A 25,619-nucleotide genomic window follows, 5' to 3' on the forward strand; every position below is an offset into this window, starting at 1 on the left:
TGGGGTTGCCGCATCCGGCATTCGTCGGCGGTGACCGTCACGAGCGCTACGGCGGACAGCGTTCCGGCAAGCGGAGCGCTCAGGGTCTGCGCCCTCCGGAGAAAACGCGATGACGAAGGGCGGACCGCGTCCGTACCGTCAGCGGTATGGATGCCAGAAGCACGCAAGGAACAGAACGGCCACTGCTGAACGTTGTGGATGTCGAGGCCACATGCGGGGATGGTGAGCCGCCGTCAGGGGCGGTCAGCGAGATCATCGAGATCGGACTGACGGTGGTCGACCTCGGCGAAGGTGAACGGGTGGCGCGTCACCGCATTCTCGTCAGGCCCGCGCGGTCCGCCGTCAGCCCCTTCTGCACCGAACTGACCGGCCTCACCCAGGAAGAGGTGGACACCGGGGTGGATTTCGCCGAAGCATGCCGACTTCTCGCCGGGGAACACCAGTCGGGAGCCCGCCCCTGGGCAAGCTGGGGTGACTACGACCGCCACCAGTTCACCAGGCAGTGCAGCGCCGGCGCCGTCCCGTACCCGTTCGGACGCCATCACACCAACGCCAAGGCGGTCTTCGCCGAGGCCTACCGGCTGCGCAAGCGCCCTGGGATGGCCAGGGCGCTCCACGTTGCCGGACTGCCGCTGGAGGGACGCCACCACCGTGGCGAGGACGACGCCTGGAACATCGCCGCTCTGATCCTCGATCTGGCCGCCCGGGACGCCTGGCCCCGTTCCACCCGCTGACGCCGGAACCGGGGGCTACGGGGCGGTCCTCAGGGGGGTGTGGTCGGCCGGGACCGCCTCTTCCTGCGCGACCGGCTCGGGCGCTGTGCCCGCCCCGAACGGGTGCCCGCCCAGCGACGCGCGCTCGTGCGGCGCGAGCCAGTTCCCCAAGTCCGGTCCCACCGGCACGATCCCGGTCGGGTTGATGTCCCGATGCACCAGGTAGTAGTGCCGCTTGATGTGGTCGAAGTCCACCGTGTCGCCGAAGCCCGGCGTCTGGAACAGGTCCCGCGCGTACGCCCAGAGCACCGGCATCTCCGCCAGCTTCAGCCGGTTGCACTTGAAGTGGCCGTGGTAGACGGCGTCGAAGCGCACCAGTGTGGTGAACAGCCGCACATCCGCTTCGGTGATCGTGTCGCCCACAAGGTAGCGGGACCCTTCAAGCCGCTCCGAGAGCCAGTCGAGCCGGTCGAAGAGACGCCGGTAGGCCTTCGCGTACGACTCCTGCGAACCGGCGAAGCCCGCCCGGTAGACGCCGTTGTTCACGTCCTTGTACACCACGTCGTTCACCGCGTCGATCTCCGCGCGCAGCGCCGGCGGATAGAGGAGCGGCGCCCCCACTCGGTGATACGGCTCCCACTCCACCGACATGTCGATGGTGATCTGCGGGAAGTCGTTCGTCACCACCTGGCCCGTCGGTACGTCGATGATCGCGGGAACCGTGATGCCCCGGTCGTACCTGGGGTCGCGGGCGAAGTAGGCCTCCTGAAGCCGTTCGATACCGAGCACCGGATCGCGCCCGCCCGGGTCGAGGTCGAACGTCCAACTGCGCTCGTCGTGGGTGGGACCGGCGATGCCCATCGGCAGCGCATGTTCGAGCCCGAGCAGTCGCCGTACGATCACCGCCCGGCTCGCCCACGGACAAGCGCGGCTGACCACCAGGCGGTACCTGCCCGGCTCCACCGGGAAGCCGTCGCTTCCATCAGCGGTGATCCGGGTGGTGAGGTACCTGCTGTCGCGTGCGTACTCGCCGCCGGGGCTCACATAGGTCACAACGGAGCCGTACCCCGTGGGCAGCGGAATGAAAATATGTACGGCGCATTCAAGGGATCTACCGCGGGTCCCGTGTGGGGAGCATGGTCTGGTGTGGGATGGGACATCGTCCGACCCCTGACGGCTACGGGCGCGCGGACCGGCTCGGCCGGGCACTGCTGCGCTCCCCCCGGGCGCGCAGCCACCCCTCGACGACGACGGAGGCGAAGACGACGTAGGCGAGGACCGCGAGAGCCGCCCCGCCGATGGTGAGGCCGATCCTCGTGGCCGCGAGTTCCCAGTCGCGTGTGCCGTGCTGCATCCCGAAGAACAGCGAGACGACGGTGAGGCACAGCGTCCACCAGCCGTAGCGGGAGGGTCCGACCAACTGCATCGCGAAGACGGCGACCGCGACGCCGGCCACCAGCAGCGGATTCGGCAGCACGGGGGTGAGCAGCACCGCGGCGAGGACCCCGCCGCTGATCGTGCCCTGCAGGCGGGCACGTACGCGGAGGCGGAACTCCTCGGGCTGCGGCTTCGCCACCCGCAGGGCGGACGTCGTCAGCCACACCGAGTGCGACAGCGGGATGAACCATGCCGTCGCCGTGCCCACCGCGCCGATCACCGCCAGCAGCCCCGCGAACGGAAGACCTCGGCGCCGCAGCCGTACGGCCTGACGTGCCGCGGGGCCGGTGGCAGGGCCGGTCGCCGCCGTGACGGCGGTCTGCCAGAGCGTGCCGACGGCGAACGCCGCCGCGTACTCCCACCACGGCACGCCGCTGGCCAGGTTCACACCGGCGAGCAGGAAGGACAAGGCCGCCATGGCCGCGATCATCCGCAGCGGCCCCCCTGCCGTCTCGAACATCCCCTGGAGCCCCGCGAGCAGGATGGCACCGGCGACGAGCGCCAGCGGTTCACGGGCCGCGGCGGCTCCGGCGGCTGCCGCAGCGCTCAGGTAGAGGCAACCCCAGAGCATCACCGTGCAGCGCGGGTGCTCGCCCAGCGAGGGGAACGCCGCCAGGACCAGGTACGCACCGAAGGAGCAGGCGGCGCCCCAGGACATCCGGTCGGTGCCCCAGGCGCCCAGCCCGAGGGCCAGCGGGGTCACGACGGCGACGGCGCGGACGACTGCCGTCAGCTGTGTATGCGAAACCGGCACGCCCACTCCTCGTCAATGCCTGCGCCTCGTCGGACGTCCGAGCCTGCCCGCGCCGCGGATGCGGAGGAGTCCATGGTCGAGGGCGTTGCCTGATGACCGGGGGTGCCGCGCCGTCATCCCCCGACCGCCCGTGCCGCGGTTCGGCGGCCTCAGTTGCGGCGCAGCACCCGGTTGGCGGAGGTGGCGGCGACGGTGGCCAGGAGCCAGCCCGCGCAGATGAGCAGGAAGGCGAGCCACTGGTACGGGCCATCCGCCGCGTAGAAGCGGTCCTGGCCCAGGTCCGTGAGGGGTATCAGCAGGTCGAGTGTGTACAGCGGTGCGTTGAACACGGGGTACGGTCCGTCGCCGACCGGTTTCGGATGGTGCGCCGAGAACACTCCCGACCCCAGGGCCAGCAGAAGCAGGAGCAGCCACACCGCACGCCGGGGCAGGTATCCGTAGCCGATCACCAGGTCCTGGAGCAGCCCCCAGAACCGCTGCGGTGCGGGCAGGGTGGCGCGCAGCCTGCGGTGCTTGGCGAGCAGTACGGTCCGGGCGTCGGCGTCGCGACCGACGCGCTGGTAGTGGGCGGCGAGCTGCTCGTACGGCTGCGGTACGAAGCCCGCGGGGTCCTTCGCCAGCCAGGAGAGGCGATCGGCGGCGGAGACCTGGCCGGGCAGCGCGTCGTACTGCAGTCCGTCCAGCACCAGCGCGCCGGGCCAGGTGGCCCCGTCGTCCCACAGGACGCCGAACTTGGCGAAGCTCATATGGACGCAACCGGTCGGTGCCGCACGCATTCGCAACGACAGTTCCGGCGCGGTGACGCGCCGTAGTATCAACGCGTCCCCGTTCCGGCCGGCGGAGATCGCCGCCCCGCTGAAGGAGATCCCGCTCGCCACGGCACCGCTGCTGAGCCACACACTGCCCCGCGCGGTGATGTCCCGGCATTCGACGCGTGCCCCCACCACCAGGTTGCGTGCCCGGAGCGCTATGCCGTCGTGCCCGGTGAGCTCGGCACCCTCCAGCAGCAGCGAACCACCGATCCTGGCGCCGGAGAACTCCAGTGCCCCCACCGCGGCAAAACCGCGCCGCGCGTGGAGGTCCCCTTCGACCTGGATGCGGAAGCCCCGGATCGCGGGGCCGTCGCGATGGTTCAACCGGGCGCCGTCCAGGTTGACCGTGCCCCGGATGTGAGTGTCGCGCAGGTCGATGCAGCCGCTCACCCGTACACCTTCGCCGCCCTGCAGGTTGCCGTCCACGGTCGCGCACACCAGCCCCAGCGCGGATTGGCCGCGGCCGGTGCCCCTGCCCGTCAGTGTCGCCTCCTCGATGTGCAACGAGCCGCCGATGGACGCGCGGTAGAGGTTGATCGGGCCCTCGTTGACGAAGCCCCGGTCGAGATGGAGGCTTCCCCCGACGACGAGTTCGGGCGCGCGCAGCCGGGCCTCCGGGCCGAGCAGTCGTGCGGCGCGGAAGCCCAGGTACTCCTGGATGTTCGCGCTGCCCAGATCCACGGCGCCTTCGCAGTGCAGCCCGCTGGCGGACATCCCCTGCTCCACACTCAGTGACTGGGCGTCCAGTGCGGGGCGGCCCGGGAGGGCCTCGAGCCTGGACCCGTCGAGGCTGAGCCAGGCACCGACGGTGAAGGAGCGCAGGTCGAGGGTGCCGGTCACCCGGCAGTCGACGAACTTCGCCTCCCGAGCGGTCGCCGCGCCGCTCGCCGCGAGGCCGGGCAGGTCACAGTCGATGAGTACGACGGCGTCCAGGCGCGCCCCACGCAGGACCAGCGGGCTCTCGAAGCCGCATCGGTGCATGCGGACAGGCACGCCGACGCCGACATCGGCCAGGTCGAGCTCCCCGGTGATCCTGGCACCCCGCAGATGGAGCCTCGCTGTCTGACCGGTCTCCGGAGCAGGGGCGGTGAGCAGCAGTGACCGCACCGCCGCTGCGCCGACCTCGGTGGCGTCGCACCACTCACCGCGGCGGTACTGCCGCCACATGTGCTGCTCGTCCGCTGTCCAGTGGTCCGGCGGGCTGAGGGTCGGCGTCACCGATGTCAGGTCCTCTCCGGTCCGGGCGGTGCTGGTGCCGGTGTGCGGCTGTCGCTGCCCGGCGCGGCTGCTGTCTCAGCCCCCAACAGTCAATCACGTCAGTGAAGTTGACCGGACTCCAAGCCGGGTGCGTGTGGCCGGGCGAGGCTGGCGGGTCGCAGGATGCGCTGGAGCTCCTCCTTCGTCAGCAGCTTCCTCTCGAGCACGAGATCCTGGACGCTGCGGCCGCTGACGAGGGCCTCCTGTGCGACAGCGGTGGCCTGCTCGTAGCCGATGTGCGGATTCAGCGCGGTCGCGAGACCGATGGAGCGGCCGACGAGGTGTGCGAGGTGCTCGCGGTTGGCTGTGATGCCCGAGACACAACGCTCGGCGAGGGTCACACAACCCGCCGTCAGATGGGTCAGGCTCTTCAGCAGGCTGTGCGCGATCAGTGGTTCGAAGGCGTTGAGTTGGAGCTGTCCCGCCTCGGCGGCCATGGTCACCGCCATGTCGTTGCCGATGACTTCGAAGGCGATCTGGTTGACCACCTCCGGTATGACCGGGTTCACCTTGCCCGGCATGATGCTGGAACCCGCCTGCACCGGCGGCAGGTTGATCTCGGCGAGACCCGCGCGCGGGCCGCAGGAGAGCAGCCGAAGGTCGTTGCAGGTCTTGGAGAGCTTGACGGCGATCCGCTTCAGCACACCCGACAGCTGGACGAAAGCCCCGGCGTCCTGGGTCGCTTCCACAAGGTCGGCGGCGACGGCCAGCGGAAGTCCGGTGAGGTCCCGTACATGGCGGCAGGCCAGCTCCGCGTACCGGGGGTGGGCGTTGAGCCCGGTCCCGATGGCGGTGCCACCGAGGTTGATCTCACGGATCAGAGCCCGCGCCTCGGTGAGGCGCTGACGGTCCTCGTCGAGCATGACGGCGTAGGTGGCGAACTCCTGGCCCAGGGTCATGGGCACCGCGTCCTGGAGCTGTGTACGGCCCATCTTGAGCACGTCCGCGAACTCGTCGGCCTTCGCGGCGAATGCGGTACGCAGCCGGAGCATGGCATCCAGCAGACGCTGGGCGGCGAAGTCGAGAGCGATCTTCACCGCGGTCGGGTAGACGTCGTTGGTGCTCTGCCCCGCGTTGACATGCTCCAGGGGGTGCAAGGCCGCGTAGTGGCCCTTCTGCTCGCCGAGGAGTTCCAGTGCGCGGTTGGCGATGACCTCGTTGGCGTTCATGTTGGTCGACGTGCCCGCGCCGCCCTGGATCACATCGACCACGAACTGGTCGTGGAGTTTCCCGGAGCGGATCTCCTCGCAGGCGGCGATGATCGCGTCCGCGCGCGGCGCCGTCAGCAGACCGAGATCACGGTTCGCCTGGGCCGCGGCCTGCTTGACGCAGGCGAGCGCGGTGACCAGGTCCGGGTAGCACGAGATGGGGGTGCCGGTGATGGGGAAGTTCTCCACCGCCCGAAGGGTGTGCACACCGTAGTAGGCGTCGTGGGGGATATCGCGGTCACCCAGCAGGTCGTGCTCGGTGCGGAACGGGGGACTGGCGGGCGCGGCCATGGGCTGAGGGCTCCAGAAAGGCGATGGGGACGACGGGATGTATTCGGGGGTGCGGGTTCGTCCGCGCCGGGTTGCCGGCCTGTGGGGCCGTCTGTTGCGGGGCTGTGGGGTCGCCGGGCTGTCCGCGCCTGCCCGCCTATGCCGGGGTGACGGCACTGGTGCGCCGCTCGGCGAGCACATGACGCAGTACCCGGTCCCGTCCCGTACGGTCCGTGCCGGCGAGCAGCGCGCTCAGGACGGCGATGCGGGCCTGACCGGCGCGCAGTGTCCCGGTCGGCACGGCTCCGGCGGCGACGAGGTCGACCGCGCCTCCCTGGGTGTAGATCTCGGTGACGGGACCGGCCGCCACCCGCGTGGTCAGAGCGACGAGCACGCCACGGGACGTGGCCGATTCGACGGCTTGGGCGAAGTCGGGGGTGGCATTGCCGGCACCGGTGGCGACCAGGACGATCCCCTTGGCGCCCGCGTCCACGGCCGCGTCGAACAGTACTGTGTCGGCGCCGGCGTGGTGCAGCACCATGTCGACGCGCGGCGGGATGCCGGGGAGGGCGGGCAGGCCCAGTGCGGCCGGGCGCTCGGGGTGACGTTCGATGGAGGCCCGGCCGAAGCCCATGGTGCCCAGCGGCGCGCCGCTCGGGTCGGCGAAGGCGTCGGCGGCCAGGGTCTCTGTCTTCACTGTGCCGCGAGCGGCGTGGACCTTGCCGGCGAAGACGACAAGTACACCCAGCCCGCGCAGGGTAGCGGCGGCCACCAGTGCGTCGTGGAGGTTGCCCGGTCCGTCCCCGTTCGCCGCCCCGAGGGGAATTTGCGCACCGGTGAAGACCACGGGGCGCGGATCGTCATGGTGCAGATCGACCAGGAACGCCGACTCCTCCAGGGTGTCGGTGCCGTGTGTGACGACGACGCCGTCCACGCCGGGGTCGGAGAGCACTTCGTGCACGGTGTGGAGCAGTGTGAGCTGATGGGCGGTGGTGAGACGCGGACTGTTGACCCGGAAGAGTTCGACCACATCGACGGACACGCCATCGGGCATCGGGGCGGTCGCCATGACCTCGTGCCCCCGGGCGTCCGCGGCGAACCCGGGCCCCTGCCGACGGCTGGCTATCGTCCCGCCGGTGCTGATGACGACGATCCTGCGCACTCTGTGGGCTCCTGTCCCTGAGGTCCTTGGTTCCGGAGGGTTGTCCGCCCGCTGGATAGCGCAATGGTAGAAGGGAATAGGCGCATATCGATTGCCAATTTCCGCTCAGTCGGCCCCATCGGTAGTGGACAATTGCGTCATGGATGAGATTGATCGCGCAATCTTGCGTGAGCTCCAGAGCGACGGTCGGCTGAGCAACCAGGAACTGGCGCAGCGGGTCGGTCTGACCCCTTCCCCCTGTATGCGGCGCGTCCGCCAGCTGGAACAGGAGGGAGTGATCCGGGGCTATCGGGCGATCATCGATCCCGAGGCGGTGGGGCGCAGCTTCGAGGTGCTTGTCTCCATCGAGGTGAAGCGCGACCGCGAGGCGGTCGAGGCGTTCGAGGCGGCGCTCGATGACATCCCCGATGTCATCGAGGCCTATCGGCTGTTCGGCAGCCCCGGTTGCCTGCTGCGCATCGCCGTGGCGGATCTGCGTGCGTACGAGCGCCTGTGGATCGAGGAACTGACCGCGCTGTCGGGCGTCACCGAGGTCAACTCGCAGATCATCATGAAGCGGATCAAGGAGCCGACGGGCCTGCCGGTGGGCGGCTGACCGGTTGCCTTCGCGCGCCCGATCCGTACCCCGCGGACACCCGCGCGCGGCCGGGGTGCTCCCGGACTCGGCTCCGGACTCACCCCTGTGCCCACGAACGCAGCAGCGCGGCACGCTCGGCCGTCTTCGGTGTGCCGTTCGAGGCGTGTTCACGGCCCCACGCCGCGACGACGCCCGGATCCGCGGTTCCGGCCACGAAGCGGGCGAGCAGGTCCTGTGAGAGCGCCGCCTCGTCGGCGCCGTAGCCTCCGGCAGCGGCCGCGTGCACGGTCACCTCCACCGGTCCGTGCCGCGTCTCCAGCCGCAGCACCATCGCGCGCGGGCCCTCGCCGAGGAACGCGCCGACCGCGGCCGCCGCCACCGAGCCGAGTAGCTTCGCGGCCCGCCCCGACGAGCCCTCGACGGGAACGTCGGCGACGACCGCGGAGCGCAGCTCCTCCCACGACCAGCTCCGGGAGTCGTCGGGGCCCACGGCATCCAGGCCCGCGGCGGTCAGCCGGACACAGCCCCCGTCGGCGGCCGGCGGAGAGCCCACGTACACCGCGTCCGCCGTGACCCAGAACAGCCCGACCATCGCCATGACCCAAGCCCCGCTCTCGTCTCGCCGCATCGGTCCCGCGCGGCCCGTCCGCCCACCCATACCGCCCCCGAGGGGTGCGGTGCCGCAGACGCGCCGAGGCACCGTCGAGCGGAGCCCGTCCCGTCATGATGGCAACCGCGAGCCTATGAACCTTTATGACTCGATCAACGACGATATGATGCCTTATGTGATAGCGCCCGGACCGCTGCGAGGCCGCCGCCCCTCTTACGCCGGCCGCTGGCAAGCCGCTCGGCTGTCACCGCTGGCTCTGACCGTCGTCATCGCCGCCTTCGCGTTCTCCACCCCGAGGGAGATCGCTCTCAGTCGGCTGCTGCCCGTCGCACCCGCACTCGCCGCCGCGATGTGGCCCGTGATCCCCACCCTGCTCCTGGGCGCGGGCTGCCTCCTGATCATGATCTCGCTCAGCTTCTTCTACGCAGACCTGGGCACCCAGTACACCTCGGCCGCGATCGTGCTGGTCACCCTCGCGGCTGCGTATGCGAGTCATGTCCGGCGCCAGCGCGAGGAGGTCCTCTTCCATATCCGGCTCGTCGCCGACGCCGCCCAGAAGGTGCTGTTGCGCCCCGTACCGTGCCGCATCGAGGGCGTCGAGATCGAGTCGCTGTATCTGGCCGCACAGGAGCAGGCCCGTATCGGTGGCGACTTCTACGAAGCGGCGGACACGCCGTACGGCATCCGGCTGCTCATCGGCGACGTACGGGGAAAAGGGCTGTCCGCGGTGGGGGCGGCATCCGCGGTGATCAGCTGCTTCAGAGAGGCCGCCTACGACGAGCCCGATGTGACCGGCATCATCCACCGGCTGGAGACCAGCATCTGCCGCTACAGTGCCGCCTTTCCCGGTCAGGACCTCCCCGAGCGCTTCGCCACCGCGATCATCGCCGAGATCCCGCCCACCGGTCACCTGATGAGGCTGCTCAACTGCGGTCACCCGCCTCCGCTGCTGGTCCGTGACAGGGAGGTGCACGTGCTGGAGCCCAGCCAGCCGTCGCCGCCGCTCAACCTCGCACCGCTCATCGGCGACCACTACGTCATCGACACGGCCGCCTTCTCGCCGGGCGACCAACTGCTGCTCTACACGGATGGCGTGACGGAGACCCGCGACCGGGCAGGCGAGTTCTTTCCGCTGACGGACTGGCTGCGCCGGCAGGAGCCGATGCGGCCCCGTGAACTGCTCGACCGGCTGCACCGGGATCTGGTGCGCTACAGCGGCGGACGGCTCAGCGACGACGTCGCGGCCCTCGCGCTGCGGTCCTCTGAGGACGCGGCGGAGCAGACGGCGGACGGGGGCCGTGGGCTGTGACCGCTGGGTGTGCAGCTGCGGCCGTGCGGGTCACGGCAGCGGGTTGTGCCTCCGTCCGGTCAGCCCCAGCCGAAACGGCGGTCCACCACCGCGGCGAACTCCTCCAGGGTCAGTACCGCGTCTCCGTTCTGGTCGGCCGCGTCGAACAGCGCCGATGACGAGTCCGCGTCGCCCAACCCCCAGAACGGCAGATCACCTGACGCGGCGAGTTGCGGACCCTTTGTCCGCAGCGCGGTGATCACCTCTTCGCGGGTCAGGGTTCCGTTCGCATCGAGATCCAGCGCCCCGAACAGTTTGCGGGCCTTGTCGCTCACCACGTCGTCCCGATTCCTCTCACCCGATGGGCGGACCGGCCCACCCGCTCACGATGACAGACGCCTCGCGGGCCACCCGGGTTCCATCGGGCACAGCTCGGGCCCACCTCATGGCACATCCGCCACCCGCCCCGTCATGCACACCCCCGGCCCGCCATCGGGCACGCCCATCCCGCCCCCTCGGCACCAGCATGCGGCCCTGGGGGAAAGATCGCATTCCGCATGCATATCCAACGGACCCGGTGGAGCATGAGAGTGATGACCGGATCCGTGCCCCTGATCAGCGAGAGTCCGGAGGACCCGTTCTCCATGGGTCGCGCCGCCTCTGTGGTGCTGGATGACCGGGGATTGCTGACCGGCTGGAGTGCCCGGGCCCAAGCACTGCTCGGATACCCGGCCGAGGAGGTCTACGGCCGGCGAGCCGCAGACCTCCTGGTCGATCCACAGGACCGCGACCTCGTACGGGAGGCCGTCGCGGCATGCCGCGCGGACAACGGCTGGTTCGGGTTCCTCCCGGTACGGGACCGGCAAGGCGCTCGGCAGTACTTCGGTCTGCGCGTCAGACGGCTGACCCGCAGCGCCGGTGCCGACGAGTGGTTTCTGGTCGGTGCCCCCGCCCAGGAGGTGGCCCAGTGGGAGCTCGACCGGCGGGTGATGGACGGTCTCTTCCGGCAGTCGCCGATCGGTCTGACCATCCACGATCCGTCGCTGACCATCCTCAGAATCAACCGCGCGATCGCCGGCATCGGCGGGATCACCCCAGATCAGGCACGCGGCCATCGCATCGGCGACTTCCTGGTACGTGAGGACGCGGAGACGATCGAGGCGCGGTTGCGGCAGGTGCTGGAGACCGGGGCCCCGATGATCTTCACCGAGCAGCCGGGCCGGCTGCGAGGCGAGGCCGGGGAGCGGTACGTCTCGGCCTCCGCGTTCCGACTGGACGACGCGTCCGGCGGTGCGATGGGTGTGGCACTGCTCGTGGAGGACGTCACCGACCGGCACCGGGCGCGGCGCAGACTGGCGATGCTCAACCGGGCCAGCAAGAAGATCGGCACCACCCTCGATGTGGAGACGACCGCACGCGAGCTGGTCGAAGCGGCGGTGCCTGGGCTGGCCGACTGTGTGACCGTCGATCTCCTCCAGGCCGTCGACCTCGGCGAGGAACCCCTGCCCGGGGGAGAGGGCCTCCTGGTCAGATCGGCGCTGAAGTCGACCGCGCCGAACCCGGAGCGGGTGATGTACCCGGTGGGCACGCTCAGGACCTTCCCGCTCGACGCGCCCCAGACGAGAGCCCTGCTCACCCGCCGTCCCATACTGGTCGCCGAGTTCGACCCCGAGGCGCCCGCGTCGGGCCTCGACCCGGAGCAGGCGGCACATGCCCGCAAGCTGGGCGCCCACTCCCTGATGGTCGTCCCGCTGACCGCCCGTGGTCTGGTCCTGGGCCTGGTGTGCTTGTGGCGTTACGCGGTGACGGAGCCGTTCGAGGAGGACGACCTCACGCTCGCGAGCGAGTTCGCCGCGCTCGCCGCCGTCTCCATCGACAACGCCCGCCGCTACACCCAGCAGCACCGCACGGCGCTTGCCCTGCAACGCCGGCTGCTGCCGGGGGAGTTCCCGCAGCACCCGGCGGTCGCCGTCGCGCACCGCTATCTCCCGGCCGGTGGGGCGACCGGGGTCGGAGGGGACTGGTTCGACGTGATTCCCCTGTCCGGAGCCCGGGTGGCACTGGTCGTCGGCGATGTGGTCGGCCATGGCATCAACGCCGCCGCCACGATGGGCCGGATGCGTACCGCGGTACACACACTCGCCGATCTCGACCTCGAACCCGACGAGGTCCTCTCCCACCTTGACGACCTCGTCACCCGCCTGGCCGTGGAACACGAGGCCTGGGGGCAGGGGGCCCCCAGTGAACAGGTGGTCGGCGCCACCTGCCTCTACGCCGTCTACAACCCGGTTTCGAGGATCTGCACACTGGCCCGCGCGGGCCATCCGCCTCCGGTGCTGCTCACCCCGGACGGACAGGCGAGTCTGCCGGAACTCCCGACCGGTCCGCCACTGGGGCTCGGCGGCCTGCCGTTCGAGTCCGTGGATCTGGAGCTGCCCGAGGACAGCACCCTGGCGTTGTACACCAACGGGCTGATCGAGGGCACTCAGCATGACGTGGACGCGGGGCTCGCCAGGCTCTGCGACGTGCTCTCGGGGCCGCCCGAGCCGCTGGAGGAGACCTGCCAGGCGGTGGTCGATGCGCTGTTGCCCGTACGGCCCGCCGACGACGTGGCGCTGCTCCTGGCGAGGACCCGGACGCTGGAGCCCGGTCGTGTCGCCACCTGGGTGCTGCCCGCGGAACCCACCGCACCGGCCAGGGCGCGTGGGCTCACGGAGCAGCAGCTCGCCGAATGGGGCCTCGAGGAGATGATCTTCACGACCGAGCTGATCGTCAGCGAGCTCGTGACCAACGCCTATCGCTACGCCGGTGGTCCGGTCACCCTGCGCTTGATCCACCTCCACCGGCTCATCTGCGAGGTCTCCGACCCCAGCAGCACCTCACCGCATCTTCGCCGTGCGCGCAGCACCGACGAGGGCGGCCGTGGACTGATGCTCGTCGCCCAGTTGACCGCGCGCTGGGGCACCCGGCACGCCCGGGAGGGCAAGACGGTGTGGACCGAGCAGGAGCTGCCTTCCCGGACGGGTAGCGCCGCTCTCTTCTGATCGCGTACGAAGCGCGGACCCGTATGGAAGGGCCCACCCGTACGGGTGATCGGCGTTCCCCGGGACCATGCGAGCTGCTATGTTAGGTAAGCCTAACCTAAGGAGTGACCATGGCCCTCGCAGATGTCCGTGTGGACGAGCCCACCGCCGCGGAGCGCATCCGTTCGGTCGTGCTCGCGTCCGGTTCCCTGACGCTCACGACCGGCGGCACCCTCTACGAGCTGACGGCCATGCACACCGTCGACGACAAGGGGCGATTGCGGCTGCACGCTCCCGCTGACAGTCGCCTCGCCGCCGAGGCGGTGAGCGCGCCGCGTGGCGTGCTCGCCGGTCTCGCGCAGTTCACGGACATCTCGCCGGTCGCCGTCCGCGAGCGGGTTCGGGCCAGGGTCACGCTTTCGGGCTGGCTCACCCCCGCCGACATCCAGTCGTCCCCCGAAGTCCTCGTGCTCCGGCTCGACACGGCTCGTGCCACCATCGAGACGGGCACGGGCGCCGATGTGGTCGGACTCGACGAGTTGGTACTGGCCCAGGCCGACCCCCTGGCGGTCCAGGAGGCGGCGCTGCTGTGCCACCTCGACCACGGTCACCGTGATGTCGTCACCGAGCTCAGCCGGCTCGCCGATCCGCGACCGCCGCGCGGCGCCCTGCGGATCCGCCCACTCGCCCTGGACCGCCACGGGCTCACCCTGCGCTACGAGTACCGCTGCGGGCACCAGGACGCCCGGGTCGCCTTCCCTGAGCCCGTGTGCGACCCCGCGGGGATCTGCGAGCAGGTCGAGTTGCTGCTCACCCGCATCCGCCACAGTCGCCTCCACCACCCCGCACACGGCCCCCGTGCCGGGCACCCGTGACCGGCACGCCGACCGCCCGATCACGCCTGCCGGGAACCGGGGTGCCGTATGACCAGGTTGCCGTGATCGCGGGGAACCCGTGTGCGCCCCGCGTCCTGACGGTGTGACGGCAACGGGGAACGGTGTCGGCCGGGGCGCACGAACGCGCCCGCGGCAGCGGACCGTGGTGAACCAGCCCACGATACGGAGAGATCCGCCCTACACGATCGGGTGATGTTCGGGACGGCCGGTCTGTCCGGCGGAACAGGTGGTTACGCGTGGCGACATGAACGTAACGCCATCAACGCTTCGCCTGCGCGCCGCGCTCCCCGCCTGCGCCCTCGTCTGCACCGCCCTCCTCGTCACCGCGTGCAGCGGTGACGAGGGGACAAAAGGCTCGGCGGCAGCGCCGACCACCGGCGGCAGCAGCTCGCCCAGCCCTGGGGACACCTCAGAGGACAGCGGTGACCTGGCCGAACTCAAGGCTCTGCTGCCGGCGGCCAAGATCACCTGGGACAAGGCGGCCGGCACCGCGGTCGGTGAGGTCTCCGGCAGCGAACTGATCGAGATCGACCTGACCCGCTTCCAGAGGGGCAGCACCGTCAGTCCCGCGCCGAGTCCCGGCAGCCCCGAGTGGGCTGCCGAAGTAGCGACCAAGGACGGCACCGTGCACCGGGTCCTGGTGGACGCGGTGTCGGGCCGGGTGCTCCAGTCCGAACCGGAGACCGACCAGGACGCCGACGACAAGCGCGCGGTCGCCGCGATGCTGGCCAAGGCCGAGGTCACCGCGGAGCAGGCCGTGAAGACAGCGACCGGGAAGCAGCAGGGCACCGTCACCGACGTCCATCTGGACAGCGACGACAACACCCCTGTCTGGTCGGTCGACCTCGTCGACCAGAACACCTGGAGTTTCGCGAACGTCGACATCGACGCCACCAACGGCGAGGTCCGGCGTGCGCAGGTCCACCAGGTCGAGAAGGACAACGAGGAGACCGGCGGCAACGACGATCAGGGCTGAGCCGCGACGCCGGGCGGCGGCTCAGCCGCCGCCCGCCCGCAGCGCACGGCGATGCCGCACCTCGATCACCGACGACGCCACCGAGGCCAGGCCCCACACGACCGCGTACACCGCGGTCTGCGGGGCCGCGTCGAAGGCCAGCCAACTGATGCCGAGTCCGGCCAGGGTGACCCCGCAGACCGCCCCGAGTACCGAGCGGTGTCGCGGATGCAGCGCCCTGGCCAGGCAGAGCGCCGCGAGCACCAGCGCGGGGAAGCCCAGAGCCTCATGGCTTGTGTACTCGTCGTAGTAGTAGCTCGTCTCACCCGACGCGGAGCTGTAGGTGTCGTCGTAGTTCTTCTCGAAGACACTGTCACCCCAGGAATCCTCGGGAAGCTCCGTGTACGAGCCGTCATCCGGGTTGTAGGAGTAGAGGGTGCTGTCGAAGTCCGACTCCGAGACGGAGGTGTAGTCGTATCCCTCGCCGCGGACACCGGCTTCGTTCCCCGCGAAGACCAGCGCTCCCGCGCCCCACCACAGCAGGGCGGAGGTCATCGGCAGCCAGCGGCACACACCGAGACCGAGCACGCCGGCGGCCGCCCACGCCACCACGAACGGGCCTCCACCGATGCCGAACGCCGCCAGTCCGGACGCGAGGATGCCGACCACCGCGACCGCACGGTCATAGGGGACAGGCCACCGGCGCTTGCGGGCTGACGGTGGAACACCCGGCGCGACCGTGTCCGCAGCCGCGGCCGGCGGCGTCACACCGGCCTTCGGCGGCTCGGCGCCGGCAGCCGTGCTCGCGGCGTCCGGCGCGTATGCCGGTGGCTCCGGAACCGCGGCATCCGGTGACACCCGGGCCATCGGGACAGCCGTCCGCGTGGGTGCCTGCGCCTGGGCTTCGGCTTGAGCCGCCTCCGTCCCCACGGTATTGGCGGCCGGTGTACGGACCGGCGAGGGACGGCGCTCCAGTGCCTCGGTCAGTGCCAGCCGCATCTCGGCCGCACTGGCATACCGCTGCTCATAACCCTTGGCCAGTGCCCGCATCACCACAGCGTCCACTTCCGCAGGAATCTGCGGACGCAGCAGCGACGGGCTGAGTGGCTCCTTGCTCAGGTGCTGGTTCATCACCGCGAAGGGTGAGTCACCGATGAACGGGGGCCGTCCGGTGAGGAGTTCGTAGAGCAGGCATCCGGTGGAGTACACATCGGATCGCCCGTCCACCAGCCTGCCCTCCAACTGCTCCGGCGAGAGATACGCGGGAGTCCCGACGGCCATGCCGGTCACGGTAAGCCGGGTCGAGGTCTCCGCGATGACCTTGGCGATGCCGAAGTCCAGGATCTTCACGTCGCCGTCGGAGCTGAGCATCACATTGGACGGTTTGATGTCCCGGTGGACCAGCCCGCGTCCATGGCTGTGGGCGAGGGCATCGGTGATGTCCCGCACGACGGCGAGGGCGCGCTCGACCGCGAACGGGCCGTCGGCGAGCAACTGCGCCAGGGTCCGTCCCTCGATGAACTCCATGACCAGGAACGGTGTGGTCTCGCCATCCTCGCCGCTCTCGGTATCCTCACCCACGTCGTGGAGCACCGCGATACCGCGGTGACTGAGCGAGGCGACCGTACGGGCCTCGCGGCGGAAGCGGTTGCGGAACTCCTCGTAACGGGTGAGTTCCGGCGGTAGCACCTTCACAGCGACACGACGGGCCAGCTCCCGGTCGGTGGCGCTCCAGACCTCCCCCATCCCGCCGCGGCCCACTGCCTCCACCAACTCGTACCGCTGCGCGAGTACCCGCATGCGTTCGCCCCCCTCCCGACCTGCCGACACCCGGACATCCCGGCCGTCCGCTGATTCCGGTGGCCGGTCGCCGGATACGCTAATGGAGCAAGCGTCCCGCTGTGCGATCTATGCGATCAATGCCGGAATATCTTGTGATCTGATGATTTCTGCTCGACTCTGATTCGCCCCGCGGCTCGAAACCCATGTGCGCGGGTGCTCCCGGCCGTGCCAGCATGAACGCCGGGGAAGCGAGGTTCGGTGGACGAGTCGATACGATTCCGCCACGCCCTGGCCGCATGGGCGGCCGGCGGAGCGGACGCGGGTGCGGCTGCCGCGGTGGCAAGGGAATTGGCCGGCGCCGTACGGACGGTCGTGCTCGTCGAGGGAAGCAGCGATCAGGCCGCGATCGAGACACTGGCCACCCGTCACGGCCGCGACCTCGACGCGGAAGGCATCGTGGTCGTACCGCTCGGCGGTGCCATGAACATCGGGCGCTTCCTCGATGTCTGCGGCCCTCCCGGGCTGGGCCTCCCTCTGGCCGGGCTCTGCGACGTCGGGGAGGAACGGCACTTCCGGCGCCACCTCGAACGGGTCGGAATCGGGTCCGGTCTCACCCTCTCCGGACTGGAGGCACTCGGGTTCCCGGTCTGCGTCGCCGACCTGGAGGACGAACTGATCCGCGCCCTCGGAGCCGAGGGCGTGCGGCACGTGATCGAGGCCCAGGGCGAGACCCGCCCCTTCCGTACCTTCCAGGGCCAGCCGGCCCAGCGGACACGCCCCGTCGAGCACCAGTTGCGGCGGTTCATGGGCACGCACAGCGGACGCAAAGCGCTCTACGCCCAGGCATTGGCCGCACATCTGGACCTCGGGCGGGTACCCAGGCCGCTGGAACTCCTCCTCACCCGTCTCTGACACAGGCCCGCGCCCCGATACCGCCGGGCGCGCCGGGACAGGGCCGCTACCGGGAACGGGGAGGCCGCTGCACTACAACTACACCTACGACAAAAGGGAGGGCACGGAGGCCCGAGCGGCCGAGGAGCGCGATGGCTCAGCATGGTGGTGGAGTACCCGGGTCGCCGAGCCCGCAGTCCCCGGAGCGCAGAAGGATGCTGGGACTCGCTGCCGCCGTCCTTGTGACGCCAGGCGACCGGCTGCCTCCCACCGCGGTCGCCTACTCCCGCGAAGACGGACGGCACACACTCGACGTGCGGGAGGAGAACCTCCGGCCGGGTGCCTCCGACTGGCGTATCGCCCACCCCGGCCCGGCACGCGCCATCGAGGGTTTCGCCGACCACCCGAGCGTCCCCGCCGGGCAGCCTGCCGTGCTGCGCGTCTCGACCACGGCCACTTCGTACACCGTCTCGGCCTACCGGATGGGCTGGTACGGAGGCACACTGGCCCGTCTCGTCTGGCGCTCCGCACGACTCCCGGGCAGAACCCAGCCACCGCCGTCGAACGAGACCGCGACGAGGACCGTGCACTGCGACTGGCGGCGCACCCTGGAGATCGACACCTCTGGGTGGCCGGAGGGCTGCTATCTGCTGCGGCTCGACGCCGGCGAAGGACAAGCGCAGCGCTATGTGCCGCTGACCATCCGCTCCTCGTCGGCGGCGGGCCGGATGGTGGTCGTCAACTCGGTCGCCACCTGGCAGGCCTACAACACATGGGGCGGCATCGACCTCTACAAGGGCGCCGACGGCAAGAAGGGTTCGCGTTCACTCGCGGTGTCCTTCGACCGCCCCTACGCCAACGCGCACGGCGCCGGTCAGTACTTCGTCTACGAGGCGCCGCTCGTCGCGCTGGCGGAACGCCTGGGTCTGCCGCTCGCATACACCACCGGGGTGGACATCGCCCGTGAGCCGCGGCTGCTCGACGGCGCCGTGGCCATGCTGTCGCTCGGACACGACGAATACTGGTCCCCTGAACAGCGGCGACACGTGACCGCGGCTCGGGACGGGGGAATGAACCTGGCCGTCCTCGGCGCCAACTGCTGCTACCGCCGCATCCGGTTCGAGCCGTCCGCCGTCGGCCCGGACCGGCTCGTGGTCTGCTACAAGGACGACTACGCCGAGGACCCGGGATTCCGGCACGGGCTGCCACCCACCAACGACTACCGCCGCAAACCGTCGCCGGAACCGGAGAGTTCCCTGCTCGGGGTGCTCTACGACGGCTACCCCGTAGACGCCCCGCTCGTCGTCTCCCACGCCGGCCACTGGCTTCTCGACGGTACCGGCACCCGGGCGGGTGACTCCTTCCCCCACCTCGTCGGTGTCGAATTCGACCGCGTGAACCCGGCACGCCCCACGCCCCGACCACTGGAGATCCTGGCCCACTCACCCGTTGTGTGCAAAGGACGCCCTTCGCACGCCGACATGGCCTACTGCTCACTGAGCAGCGGCGCCGGTCTCTTCGCCACAGGCACCATGCGCTGGGTCGAGGCACTGAAGGCGACCGGGCAGGGCAGCAAAGGGGTGAACCACGGCCTCGACGGCCGTGCCGGCGACTTCACCCGCACCGTCACAACCAACGTCCTGCGGGCATTCGCCCGAGGACCGGTCGGCAGTACCAGGCCGGCATTGGACAACGTGGGTGACCACTACACCCCCAACGGCGCGCCGATCGTCCCGTGACACCGCCGCGAGACCACGTCCCGCTACGGTCGCACTGTTCCCTTACCTCTCCTCCGGGGGTGTGCGATGCGGCGACTCACCGTCGGGCTGGCCCTGTTGTCCTCCCTGGCCACCGCGCCCTGCCTACCGGAGCAGGCCGACTCCACCACAGCGCGTGCGGTCCAGCCCGCCGGCCGCGGCACGAACATCCTGATCGTGGGCATCGACAGCCGCGCCGGTCTGTCCGCCGACGAGAAGCGGCGACTCCACGTCGGTGGCAAGGGATGTGAGTGCACCGACGTCATGATGCTCGTACACCTCTCCGAGGACGAACGCCGCGCCGGCATCGTGTCCATCCCCAGGGACAGCTACGTCCAGTACGCCACCCCAGCCGGTTCCACCGACCCGGGGCCCTGGGCCAAGATCAACGGTGCGTTCAAGATCGGCAGGGGTCCGCTTGCCGTACGTACCGTCGAGAAGGCGACCGGTCTGCGCGTCGACCACTACCTCGAAACCGGGTTCACCGGTTTCGAGCAGACGGTCGACAACCTCGGCGGAGCGACCGTGTGCACCGACAAGCCGCTCAAGGACGAGAACTCCGGCCTCGACATCACCGCCGGAACACACCGCGTCGACGGCAACGGCGCACTGCGCTACGCCCGGGCCCGGCACATCAACCGCCCGGGGGACCTCGGCCGCGTCCGCCGCCAGCAACGCCTGCTCGCCGAGATGCTGAAAGACCTGACCGTCCGGGGCGCTCTCGCCGACCCGGTGAGCACCGTGCGAACGGCGCAGACCCTTCTCAAGTCCGTACGCACGGACGAACGGACGAGCCTGACCGACCTGGTACGCATCGGCTGGGCACTCGGCAGACTGTCACCCGGGCAGACCGAGTTCGCCACCGTACCGATCTCCGACTTCGACCACCGGGTAGCCGGCGTCGGCTCCACGCTCCTGTGGCACAAGGCCCGCTCCCGAGCTCTGTGGGACGCACTGAGCGCCGACCGGCCCATCACCGGCGACACTCGTATCCTCCCCGTCCCCCGCACCCGTGCGGAGACGAACCCCGCAGGAATCAACGTACGGGTCGACGATGCCACCGTCGCCGCAGCGCTGCGCCGCAACAAGTTCGTCGTGACGGACACCTCCGCGTCAGCCCCGCCCGCACGTCCCGCAGGACCCCCGGTCATCACCTACCCGGCGGGGCACGAAGCGGACGCCGCCACACTGGCCGCAGCCGTCCCCGGCGCACAGCTCAAGGCGGACCCGCGGACCGAGGACGTCTTCGACATCGCCGTCGGCTCCGAGCCCGTTGCCGTCAGGAAGGTCACCTACGACCGCAACGTCGCGGAAGGCGCCCCCGTCACCGCAGACCACCTGCGCTGCGGCGACCACACCAACGCGGTGCCCTCAGTGCACCACTGACGTCCGCGTTCACACGAGACGGACTGGCTCCCGTTTCGGCCGACGGCTCCGGGTGCACTCGGACGGTGGCACGCCCGCGAGCGCGGAGTGCACCGGGCGCCGGTGCCGTTTCCGAGGCGACGGCAACGCGCGGTTCGGATACACAAGACCTCCCGCCGATCACACAAGTCATCCGCCGTTCAGATCCTCGGCGTGGCCCGTTGGAAGTGGTCCGGGCCGTTCGCGGTTTCGAACAGCGCCTCGGAGCCCGGCGCACTGCATGATCCCCGAGTGTGCCTGTTTTCCGTCATTGCACATTTCCGGGACCAATGCTGGGAGTTCAGCATGTTCGTACCAAGACCTCCCGGCCTCGTGGGCCGCCCGCTCGCGAAACCACGTGCGGGGGAGTGGCACCGGCGCTGCTGGGCCGCTGTGCTCGGAACCCTTCTGGTACTCGGCCCGGTCGCCGCGCCGGTCGCGACCGCATCCGGGACGGCTGCCTCTGCGGCTGCCGCCCCGCTCCTCGACTGCTCCGGCAGCACGATCTACGCCCTGCAGAGTGGCTCCAGTGCCTCGAGCCAGGGCACGCTGCTCGCTCTGAACGCAAGCACGCTCGAAGGGCCGAGCGCGAGCGTGACGGCGACGGTCGTGTCCCGGATCCCCCAGGGAGGAGCCACCAACTCACTCGGCATCCTGCCTGGTGGCACCGGTGCCTATGTGGCCAACCGTACGGGCACGCCGACATCCCTCACCATCCACGGGTACGACGCGGTCTCCGATACGTGGACCCAGTACCCGGGCACCAGCATCGGCACGGCATCAGTCGCGACGGTGGCCGGAGCCATCAACCCGGACACGGGGATCTACTACTACGGTGTCTTCGCCGCCGGGGTGGGCACCGCACCCGGCAAGGTCACGCTCTACGGCTTCAACACCGTGACCCACACTCCCATCCCGGGTGTGATCGCCACCTTCGACCTGCCGGTCACCAGCACGAGCGCGTCGAACGGCGACTTCGCGTTCGACGCCGCTGGCAACCTCATCATCGTCGCATCGGTCAACAACCAGAACAACGCGGCACTCGGCTTGGTGCGGGGCCCGCTGCCCACCACCGGATCCACCTCCGGCGTCCCACTGCCGACGGAGGTGATGACCACCATCGACAACCCCCAGTTCAATCCCTATAACGGGATCGCCTTCGACAGCAGCGGTCGGCTCTACGTCCTGTACGTGGGTACCTCGCCCAACACCTTCCTCCAGGCGATCAATCCCAACAACGGCACGGCCATCGGGCCCGCGAAAGTGCTGTCCGACGTGACCTTCGCCTCCGTCGACCTGGGAGCCTGCTCGACCAACCCCACGTTGACCCTGCAGAAGGACATCACCGGCAGGTTCCAGACCTCGGCCACGTCGAACGACCAGTTCGGGCTGTCCGTCACCGGAGGCGGTATCACCCAGGGCAACACCGCCACCACCACCGGCAGCACGACCGGCGTGCAGTCCGCCGTCGTCGGACCGATCGTGGGAGTGTCCGGTACGACCTACACCCTCAGCGAGTCGGCGGCCTCCGGCGGCAGCCTCGACAACTACACGACGACCTACGAGTGCGTGGACACCGCCGCCGGCGACCTCCAGCTCGCCTCCGGCAGCGGAACCTCGTTCCAGCTCAACTTCCCGGCCACCGAACCGGGCGGCAGCAGCCCACGTGTCGTCTGCACGTTCACCAACACCCCCAAGGCGGCGGCGCCGGCTCTGACCATCGACAAGACGGCCGCTCCCACGTCCGTCACCGCTGCCGGCCAGGTCGTCACGTACACCCATGTGCTCACCAACACCGGGAACGTGACGCTGACCTCTGTACACGTGGACGAGACGGCCTTCTCAGGGTCGGGAACCGCTCCTGACGTGACGTGCCCTGGCGACCCCCTCCCTCCGGGCGCTTCGCTGACGTGCGCGGCGAACTACACCGTGACGCAGGACGATGTGGACGAGGGCGGGATCGACAACACCGCCACCGCGACGGGGACCCCGCCCACCGGCCCGGACGTGACCGCGACGGCGAACGCCACCGTGACGGCACAGGCTGCCCCCGCACTGGGCCTGGTGAAGACGGCGACGGGAGAGGAACTCGAAGCGGGCCAGGATCTGACCTACTCCTATCTGGTGACGAACACCGGCAATGTAACGCTCTCCGGCATCAGAGCCAGTGACACCTCGTTCTCCGGGACGGGGCCCCAGCCGCAGATCCTGTGCCCGGCCGCACCCCTGGCCCCGGGCACTTCGCACACCTGCACAGCGACGTACACCGCCACACAGGCGGACGTGGACGCCGGCCAGATCACGAACACGGCCGTCGCCGCCGCGACCGCACCCGGCGGAGGCGCGGTCGAGTCGAACCGGTCCACGGCAGTCGTCACCGCCGAGCCCTCCCCGGCGATTTCCCTGTCGAAGGTGGCTTCGCCGGGGACGGTGACGGCTGCGGGGCAGAGTGTGGGTTACTCGTTCACGGTGACCAACTCGGGCAATGTGACCTTGACGGGGGTGGGGGTGTCGGAGACGGAGTTCTCCGGCTCGGGACCGGCTCCTGGGATCACGTGTCCGCAGAACGCGCTGGCACCCGGCAGTTCGATGGTCTGTACGGCCGGTTATACCGTCACCCAGGGGGACGTGGATGCGGGGTCGGTGACGAATGAGGCGGTGGCGACGGGGACGCCTCCGTCGGGTGCCGCGGTGACCGCGACGGCGAACGCTTCCGTCACCGCTCAGCAGAGCCCCGCCATCACCCTCACGAAAGCCGTGGCGGCGAATGGCGACGACTTCAGCGCCGGACTTGTCCTGACGTACTCGTATCTGGTGACCAACACCGGAAACGTCCCGCTGTCCGGGATCGAACTGAGCGACGTCTCCTTCTCCGGCACCGGACCGGTGCCAGTGCCCTCGTGCCCGGTCACCTTGCTGGCCCCGGGGGCCTCGATGACCTGCGGCGCCGAGTACACGCTCACTCAGGCGGACGTGGACGCCGGCTCGGTGACCAACACGGCCCGTGCCACGGGAAGCCCGCCCACCGGGGCTGCGGTCTTCGAACAGTCCACGGCGCTTTTCACCCCCCAGGAGAACCCGGCCGTCTCGATGACCAAGACGGCTTCGCCGAAGACCGTGACGGCCGCGGGGCAGCGGGTGGACTACACGTTCACGGTGACCAACATCGGCAATGTGCCACTCACGGGCGTGGGGGTGTCGGAGACGGACTTCTCCGGTTCGGCGCCGGCTCCGGAGATCACCTCCCCGCAGGACTCGCTCGCGCCAGGAAGCTCGACCATCTGTAGGGCAGACTATTCCGTTACCCAAGCCGACGTGGATGCGGGGTCGTTGACGAACACGGCGGTGGCCACGGGAACACCCACGCAGGGTGAAGAGGTCACCTCGGCATCCGAGGTCACCGTGACCGCCGCGTGGACACCCGGCCTCTCGTTCACGAAATCGGCTTCGCCGGGGACGGTGACGGCCGCGGGGCAGCGTGTGGCCTACGCGTACACGGTGACCAACACCGGAAACCTGACCCTGACCGGAGTAGGAGTGTCCGAGACGGAGTTCAGCGGCTCGGGTCCCACCCCTGGGATCACCTGCCCGCAGAACACCGTCCCGCCCGGCGACTCGATCGTCTGCACCGCCGAGTACACACTCACTCAGGTGGACGTGGACGCCGGCTCGGTGACCAACGCGGCCCGTGCCACGGGGACCCCACCGACCGGCCCGGCCCTCACAGCCGAGTCCGTATTCCTCGTCACCGCGCAGCACAACCCCGTCATCTCCGTGACGAAGTCGGCTTCGCCGGGGATGGTGACGGCCGCGGGGCAGCGTGTGGACTACGCGTACACGGTGACCAACACCGGCAATGTGACCTTGACCGAGGTGGGGGTGTCTGAGACGGAGTTCTCCGGTTCAGGACCGGACCCGGCCGTCACTTGTCCGCAGGACCCACTCGCGCCGGGGAGCTCGACCGTCTGCACGGCGGTCTACACCGTCACCGAGGCGGACATGGCGGCGGGCGGCGTCGACAACACGGCCCGGGCGACAGGGACACCGCCGGCTGGCGACCCGGTCACCGCGACCGGCACCGCTCGGGTGACCGCTGAGGAGCACACCAGGCCGGTGATCACCAGCCCGTCGAACGGGTCCACCGTGACCGACAGTACGCCGGCCTTCCGGGGCACCGGAAACCCGGGCGACACGGTCAGGCTGACCGAGTCCGGAAGGACCCTGTGCACCACCAGGATCCCCCCGAGCGGACAATGGACCTGCACCGTCGCCACCGCACTGCTCAACGGGCCGCACACCATCATCCCGTCCGTCACCGACAGCGCCGGAAACACCATCGAGGGTGAGCCCGTCACCATCAGGATCAAGGCGGTCCCCATCGCACCGGTGATCACACGCCCTGCCAACGGCACCGTCCTGACCGGCTGCGACACGGGCAGGCCACGAGCAGGCGGGACCGGACGGGGCGGCTGCCCCGTCGTATTCGGCGGCACGGGAGGGGCCGGGGACGGGATCACCGTCGTCGAAGGCCGGAAGGCGGTCTGCACAACCACCGTGGACGACACAGGCGAGTGGACCTGCAGCGGACGCGTCCCCGGCACACGCGGGGAGCACACCTTCGTCGCCGTCGCCACCGACTCGAGCGGCGCGACCGCGACGAGTGCGCCCGTCACAGTGACGGTCAAGCCATGGCGTCGCCCTCACCACGGGCGGCCCGGACACGGGCGGCCTCGCGTGGGGTGATCTGCGGGAAACGTTCATGAAGCGGATTGGGGGGGCGCGAGGGGGGGGGCCGCCCGCCCCGCGGGACGGGGGTTTTGCGC

At 70.0% G+C, this 25,619-nt stretch carries 18 protein-coding genes; 10 read left to right on the forward strand and 8 right to left on the reverse strand.

From position 1 onward, the window contains the following. Nucleotides 1–146: 146 nt before the first annotated feature. On the forward strand, nucleotides 147–734 hold the full coding sequence (locus ACFWI9_RS02545) for an exonuclease domain-containing protein (RefSeq protein WP_387158517.1): 588 nt from the start codon (nucleotides 147–149) through the stop codon (nucleotides 732–734). 15 nt (nucleotides 735–749) lie between these two features. Here ACFWI9_RS02545 and ACFWI9_RS02550 read toward each other — a convergent pair whose 3' ends face one another. The 5 genes from ACFWI9_RS02550 to ACFWI9_RS02570 form a co-directional block, all read right to left on the reverse strand. Continuing rightward, nucleotides 750–1,757, reverse strand: a complete 1,008-nt coding sequence (locus ACFWI9_RS02550) for a glutathione S-transferase family protein (RefSeq protein ID WP_387158563.1) — start codon at nucleotides 1,755–1,757, stop codon at nucleotides 750–752. Nucleotides 1,758–1,890: 133 nt separating this feature from the next. Further along, on the reverse strand, nucleotides 1,891–2,904 hold the full coding sequence (locus ACFWI9_RS02555) for an FUSC family protein (protein WP_387158518.1): 1,014 nt from the start codon (nucleotides 2,902–2,904) through the stop codon (nucleotides 1,891–1,893). A gap of 149 nt (nucleotides 2,905–3,053) precedes the next feature. After that, complete coding sequence (locus ACFWI9_RS02560; protein ID WP_387158519.1) at nucleotides 3,054–4,934, reverse strand: hypothetical protein; 1,881 nt, start codon at nucleotides 4,932–4,934, stop codon at nucleotides 3,054–3,056. A 98-nt stretch (nucleotides 4,935–5,032) separates the two neighbouring features. Beyond that, nucleotides 5,033–6,472, reverse strand: coding sequence for an aspartate ammonia-lyase (gene aspA / locus ACFWI9_RS02565; protein WP_387158520.1), 1,440 nt, complete (start codon nucleotides 6,470–6,472; stop codon nucleotides 5,033–5,035). A 136-nt stretch (nucleotides 6,473–6,608) separates the two neighbouring features. Beyond that, on the reverse strand, nucleotides 6,609–7,613 hold the full coding sequence (locus ACFWI9_RS02570) for an asparaginase (protein ID WP_387158521.1): 1,005 nt from the start codon (nucleotides 7,611–7,613) through the stop codon (nucleotides 6,609–6,611). 139 nt (nucleotides 7,614–7,752) lie between these two features. Between ACFWI9_RS02570 and ACFWI9_RS02575 the strand changes: the two genes are divergently transcribed. Further along, nucleotides 7,753–8,208, forward strand: coding sequence for an Lrp/AsnC family transcriptional regulator (locus ACFWI9_RS02575; protein WP_387158523.1), 456 nt, complete (start codon nucleotides 7,753–7,755; stop codon nucleotides 8,206–8,208). A gap of 79 nt (nucleotides 8,209–8,287) precedes the next feature. Here ACFWI9_RS02575 and ACFWI9_RS02580 read toward each other — a convergent pair whose 3' ends face one another. Next, nucleotides 8,288–8,788, reverse strand: coding sequence for a hypothetical protein (locus ACFWI9_RS02580; protein WP_387158525.1), 501 nt, complete (start codon nucleotides 8,786–8,788; stop codon nucleotides 8,288–8,290). A 178-nt stretch (nucleotides 8,789–8,966) separates the two neighbouring features. Here ACFWI9_RS02580 and ACFWI9_RS02585 point away from each other — a divergent pair, with 178 nt between their 5' ends. Further along, the gene (locus ACFWI9_RS02585) at nucleotides 8,967–10,109 is read left to right on the forward strand and encodes a PP2C family protein-serine/threonine phosphatase (protein ID WP_387158565.1); all 1,143 of its coding nucleotides are present in this window, start codon (nucleotides 8,967–8,969) and stop codon (nucleotides 10,107–10,109) included. Nucleotides 10,110–10,168: 59 nt separating this feature from the next. On the opposite strand, the gene ACFWI9_RS02590 is transcribed toward ACFWI9_RS02585, so the two are convergent. Continuing rightward, the gene (locus ACFWI9_RS02590; RefSeq protein ID WP_387158567.1) at nucleotides 10,169–10,423 is read right to left on the reverse strand and encodes an EF-hand domain-containing protein; all 255 of its coding nucleotides are present in this window, start codon (nucleotides 10,421–10,423) and stop codon (nucleotides 10,169–10,171) included. A 258-nt stretch (nucleotides 10,424–10,681) separates the two neighbouring features. Between ACFWI9_RS02590 and ACFWI9_RS02595 the strand changes: the two genes are divergently transcribed. The 3 genes from ACFWI9_RS02595 (at nucleotide 10,682) to ACFWI9_RS02605 (ending at nucleotide 14,983) form a co-directional block, all read left to right on the forward strand. Beyond that, nucleotides 10,682–13,132 carry a SpoIIE family protein phosphatase gene (locus ACFWI9_RS02595; RefSeq protein WP_387158526.1) on the forward strand — a complete coding sequence of 817 codons (2,451 nt, stop codon included), beginning with the start codon at nucleotides 10,682–10,684 and terminating at the stop codon, nucleotides 13,130–13,132. Between the two features lie 110 nt (nucleotides 13,133–13,242). Next, complete coding sequence (locus ACFWI9_RS02600) at nucleotides 13,243–13,986, forward strand: DUF2470 domain-containing protein (protein WP_387158527.1); 744 nt, start codon at nucleotides 13,243–13,245, stop codon at nucleotides 13,984–13,986. 265 nt (nucleotides 13,987–14,251) lie between these two features. Continuing rightward, nucleotides 14,252–14,983 carry a PepSY domain-containing protein gene (locus ACFWI9_RS02605; protein ID WP_387158529.1) on the forward strand — a complete coding sequence of 244 codons (732 nt, stop codon included), beginning with the start codon at nucleotides 14,252–14,254 and terminating at the stop codon, nucleotides 14,981–14,983. Nucleotides 14,984–15,004: 21 nt separating this feature from the next. Here the strand turns inward: ACFWI9_RS02605 and ACFWI9_RS02610 are convergent, their stop codons facing one another. Continuing rightward, nucleotides 15,005–16,762: a protein kinase gene (locus ACFWI9_RS02610; protein WP_387158531.1), complete on the reverse strand. Its 1,758-nt coding sequence runs from the start codon at nucleotides 16,760–16,762 to the stop codon at nucleotides 15,005–15,007. Nucleotides 16,763–17,002: 240 nt separating this feature from the next. Between ACFWI9_RS02610 and ACFWI9_RS02615 the strand changes: the two genes are divergently transcribed. The 4 genes from ACFWI9_RS02615 (at nucleotide 17,003) to ACFWI9_RS02630 (ending at nucleotide 25,539) form a co-directional block, all read left to right on the forward strand. Further along, entirely contained in the window at nucleotides 17,003–17,656 is a 654-nt protein-coding gene (locus ACFWI9_RS02615; RefSeq protein ID WP_387158532.1) for a TOPRIM nucleotidyl transferase/hydrolase domain-containing protein, read from the forward strand. Between the two features lie 194 nt (nucleotides 17,657–17,850). After that, nucleotides 17,851–19,374 carry a N,N-dimethylformamidase beta subunit family domain-containing protein gene (locus ACFWI9_RS02620; protein WP_387158534.1) on the forward strand — a complete coding sequence of 508 codons (1,524 nt, stop codon included), beginning with the start codon at nucleotides 17,851–17,853 and terminating at the stop codon, nucleotides 19,372–19,374. Nucleotides 19,375–19,440: 66 nt separating this feature from the next. Next, on the forward strand, nucleotides 19,441–20,778 hold the full coding sequence (locus ACFWI9_RS02625) for an LCP family protein (protein WP_387158536.1): 1,338 nt from the start codon (nucleotides 19,441–19,443) through the stop codon (nucleotides 20,776–20,778). A gap of 324 nt (nucleotides 20,779–21,102) precedes the next feature. After that, nucleotides 21,103–25,539: an Ig-like domain-containing protein gene (locus tag ACFWI9_RS02630; protein ID WP_387158537.1), complete on the forward strand. Its 4,437-nt coding sequence runs from the start codon at nucleotides 21,103–21,105 to the stop codon at nucleotides 25,537–25,539. Nucleotides 25,540–25,619: the final 80 nt, after the last annotated feature.

Origin of the sequence: Streptomyces sp. NPDC127084, from assembly GCF_042724175.1 — a bacterium.
In the GTDB taxonomy this organism is placed as follows: Bacteria; Actinomycetota; Actinomycetes; order Streptomycetales; family Streptomycetaceae; genus Streptomyces.

What these genes read in the sequence shown, in the direction of transcription:
- ACFWI9_RS02630 (WP_387158537.1), top strand. Translation starts at nt 21,103, where the DNA reads ATGTTCGTACCAAGACCTCCCGGCCTCGTGGGCCGCCCGCTCGCGAAA.
- ACFWI9_RS02545 (WP_387158517.1), top strand. Translation starts at nt 147, where the DNA reads ATGGATGCCAGAAGCACGCAAGGAACAGAACGGCCACTGCTGAACGTT.
- ACFWI9_RS02600 (WP_387158527.1), top strand. Translation starts at nt 13,243, where the DNA reads ATGGCCCTCGCAGATGTCCGTGTGGACGAGCCCACCGCCGCGGAGCGC.
- ACFWI9_RS02620 (WP_387158534.1), top strand. Translation starts at nt 17,851, where the DNA reads ATGCTGGGACTCGCTGCCGCCGTCCTTGTGACGCCAGGCGACCGGCTG.
- ACFWI9_RS02610 (WP_387158531.1), bottom strand. Translation starts at nt 16,762, where the DNA reads ATGCGGGTACTCGCGCAGCGGTACGAGTTGGTGGAGGCAGTGGGCCGC.
- ACFWI9_RS02585 (WP_387158565.1), top strand. Translation starts at nt 8,967, where the DNA reads ATGCCTTATGTGATAGCGCCCGGACCGCTGCGAGGCCGCCGCCCCTCT.
- ACFWI9_RS02580 (WP_387158525.1), bottom strand. Translation starts at nt 8,788, where the DNA reads ATGGCGATGGTCGGGCTGTTCTGGGTCACGGCGGACGCGGTGTACGTG.
- aspA (WP_387158520.1), bottom strand. Translation starts at nt 6,472, where the DNA reads ATGGCCGCGCCCGCCAGTCCCCCGTTCCGCACCGAGCACGACCTGCTG.
- ACFWI9_RS02605 (WP_387158529.1), top strand. Translation starts at nt 14,252, where the DNA reads ATGAACGTAACGCCATCAACGCTTCGCCTGCGCGCCGCGCTCCCCGCC.
- ACFWI9_RS02625 (WP_387158536.1), top strand. Translation starts at nt 19,441, where the DNA reads ATGCGGCGACTCACCGTCGGGCTGGCCCTGTTGTCCTCCCTGGCCACC.
- ACFWI9_RS02575 (WP_387158523.1), top strand. Translation starts at nt 7,753, where the DNA reads ATGGATGAGATTGATCGCGCAATCTTGCGTGAGCTCCAGAGCGACGGT.
- ACFWI9_RS02595 (WP_387158526.1), top strand. Translation starts at nt 10,682, where the DNA reads ATGACCGGATCCGTGCCCCTGATCAGCGAGAGTCCGGAGGACCCGTTC.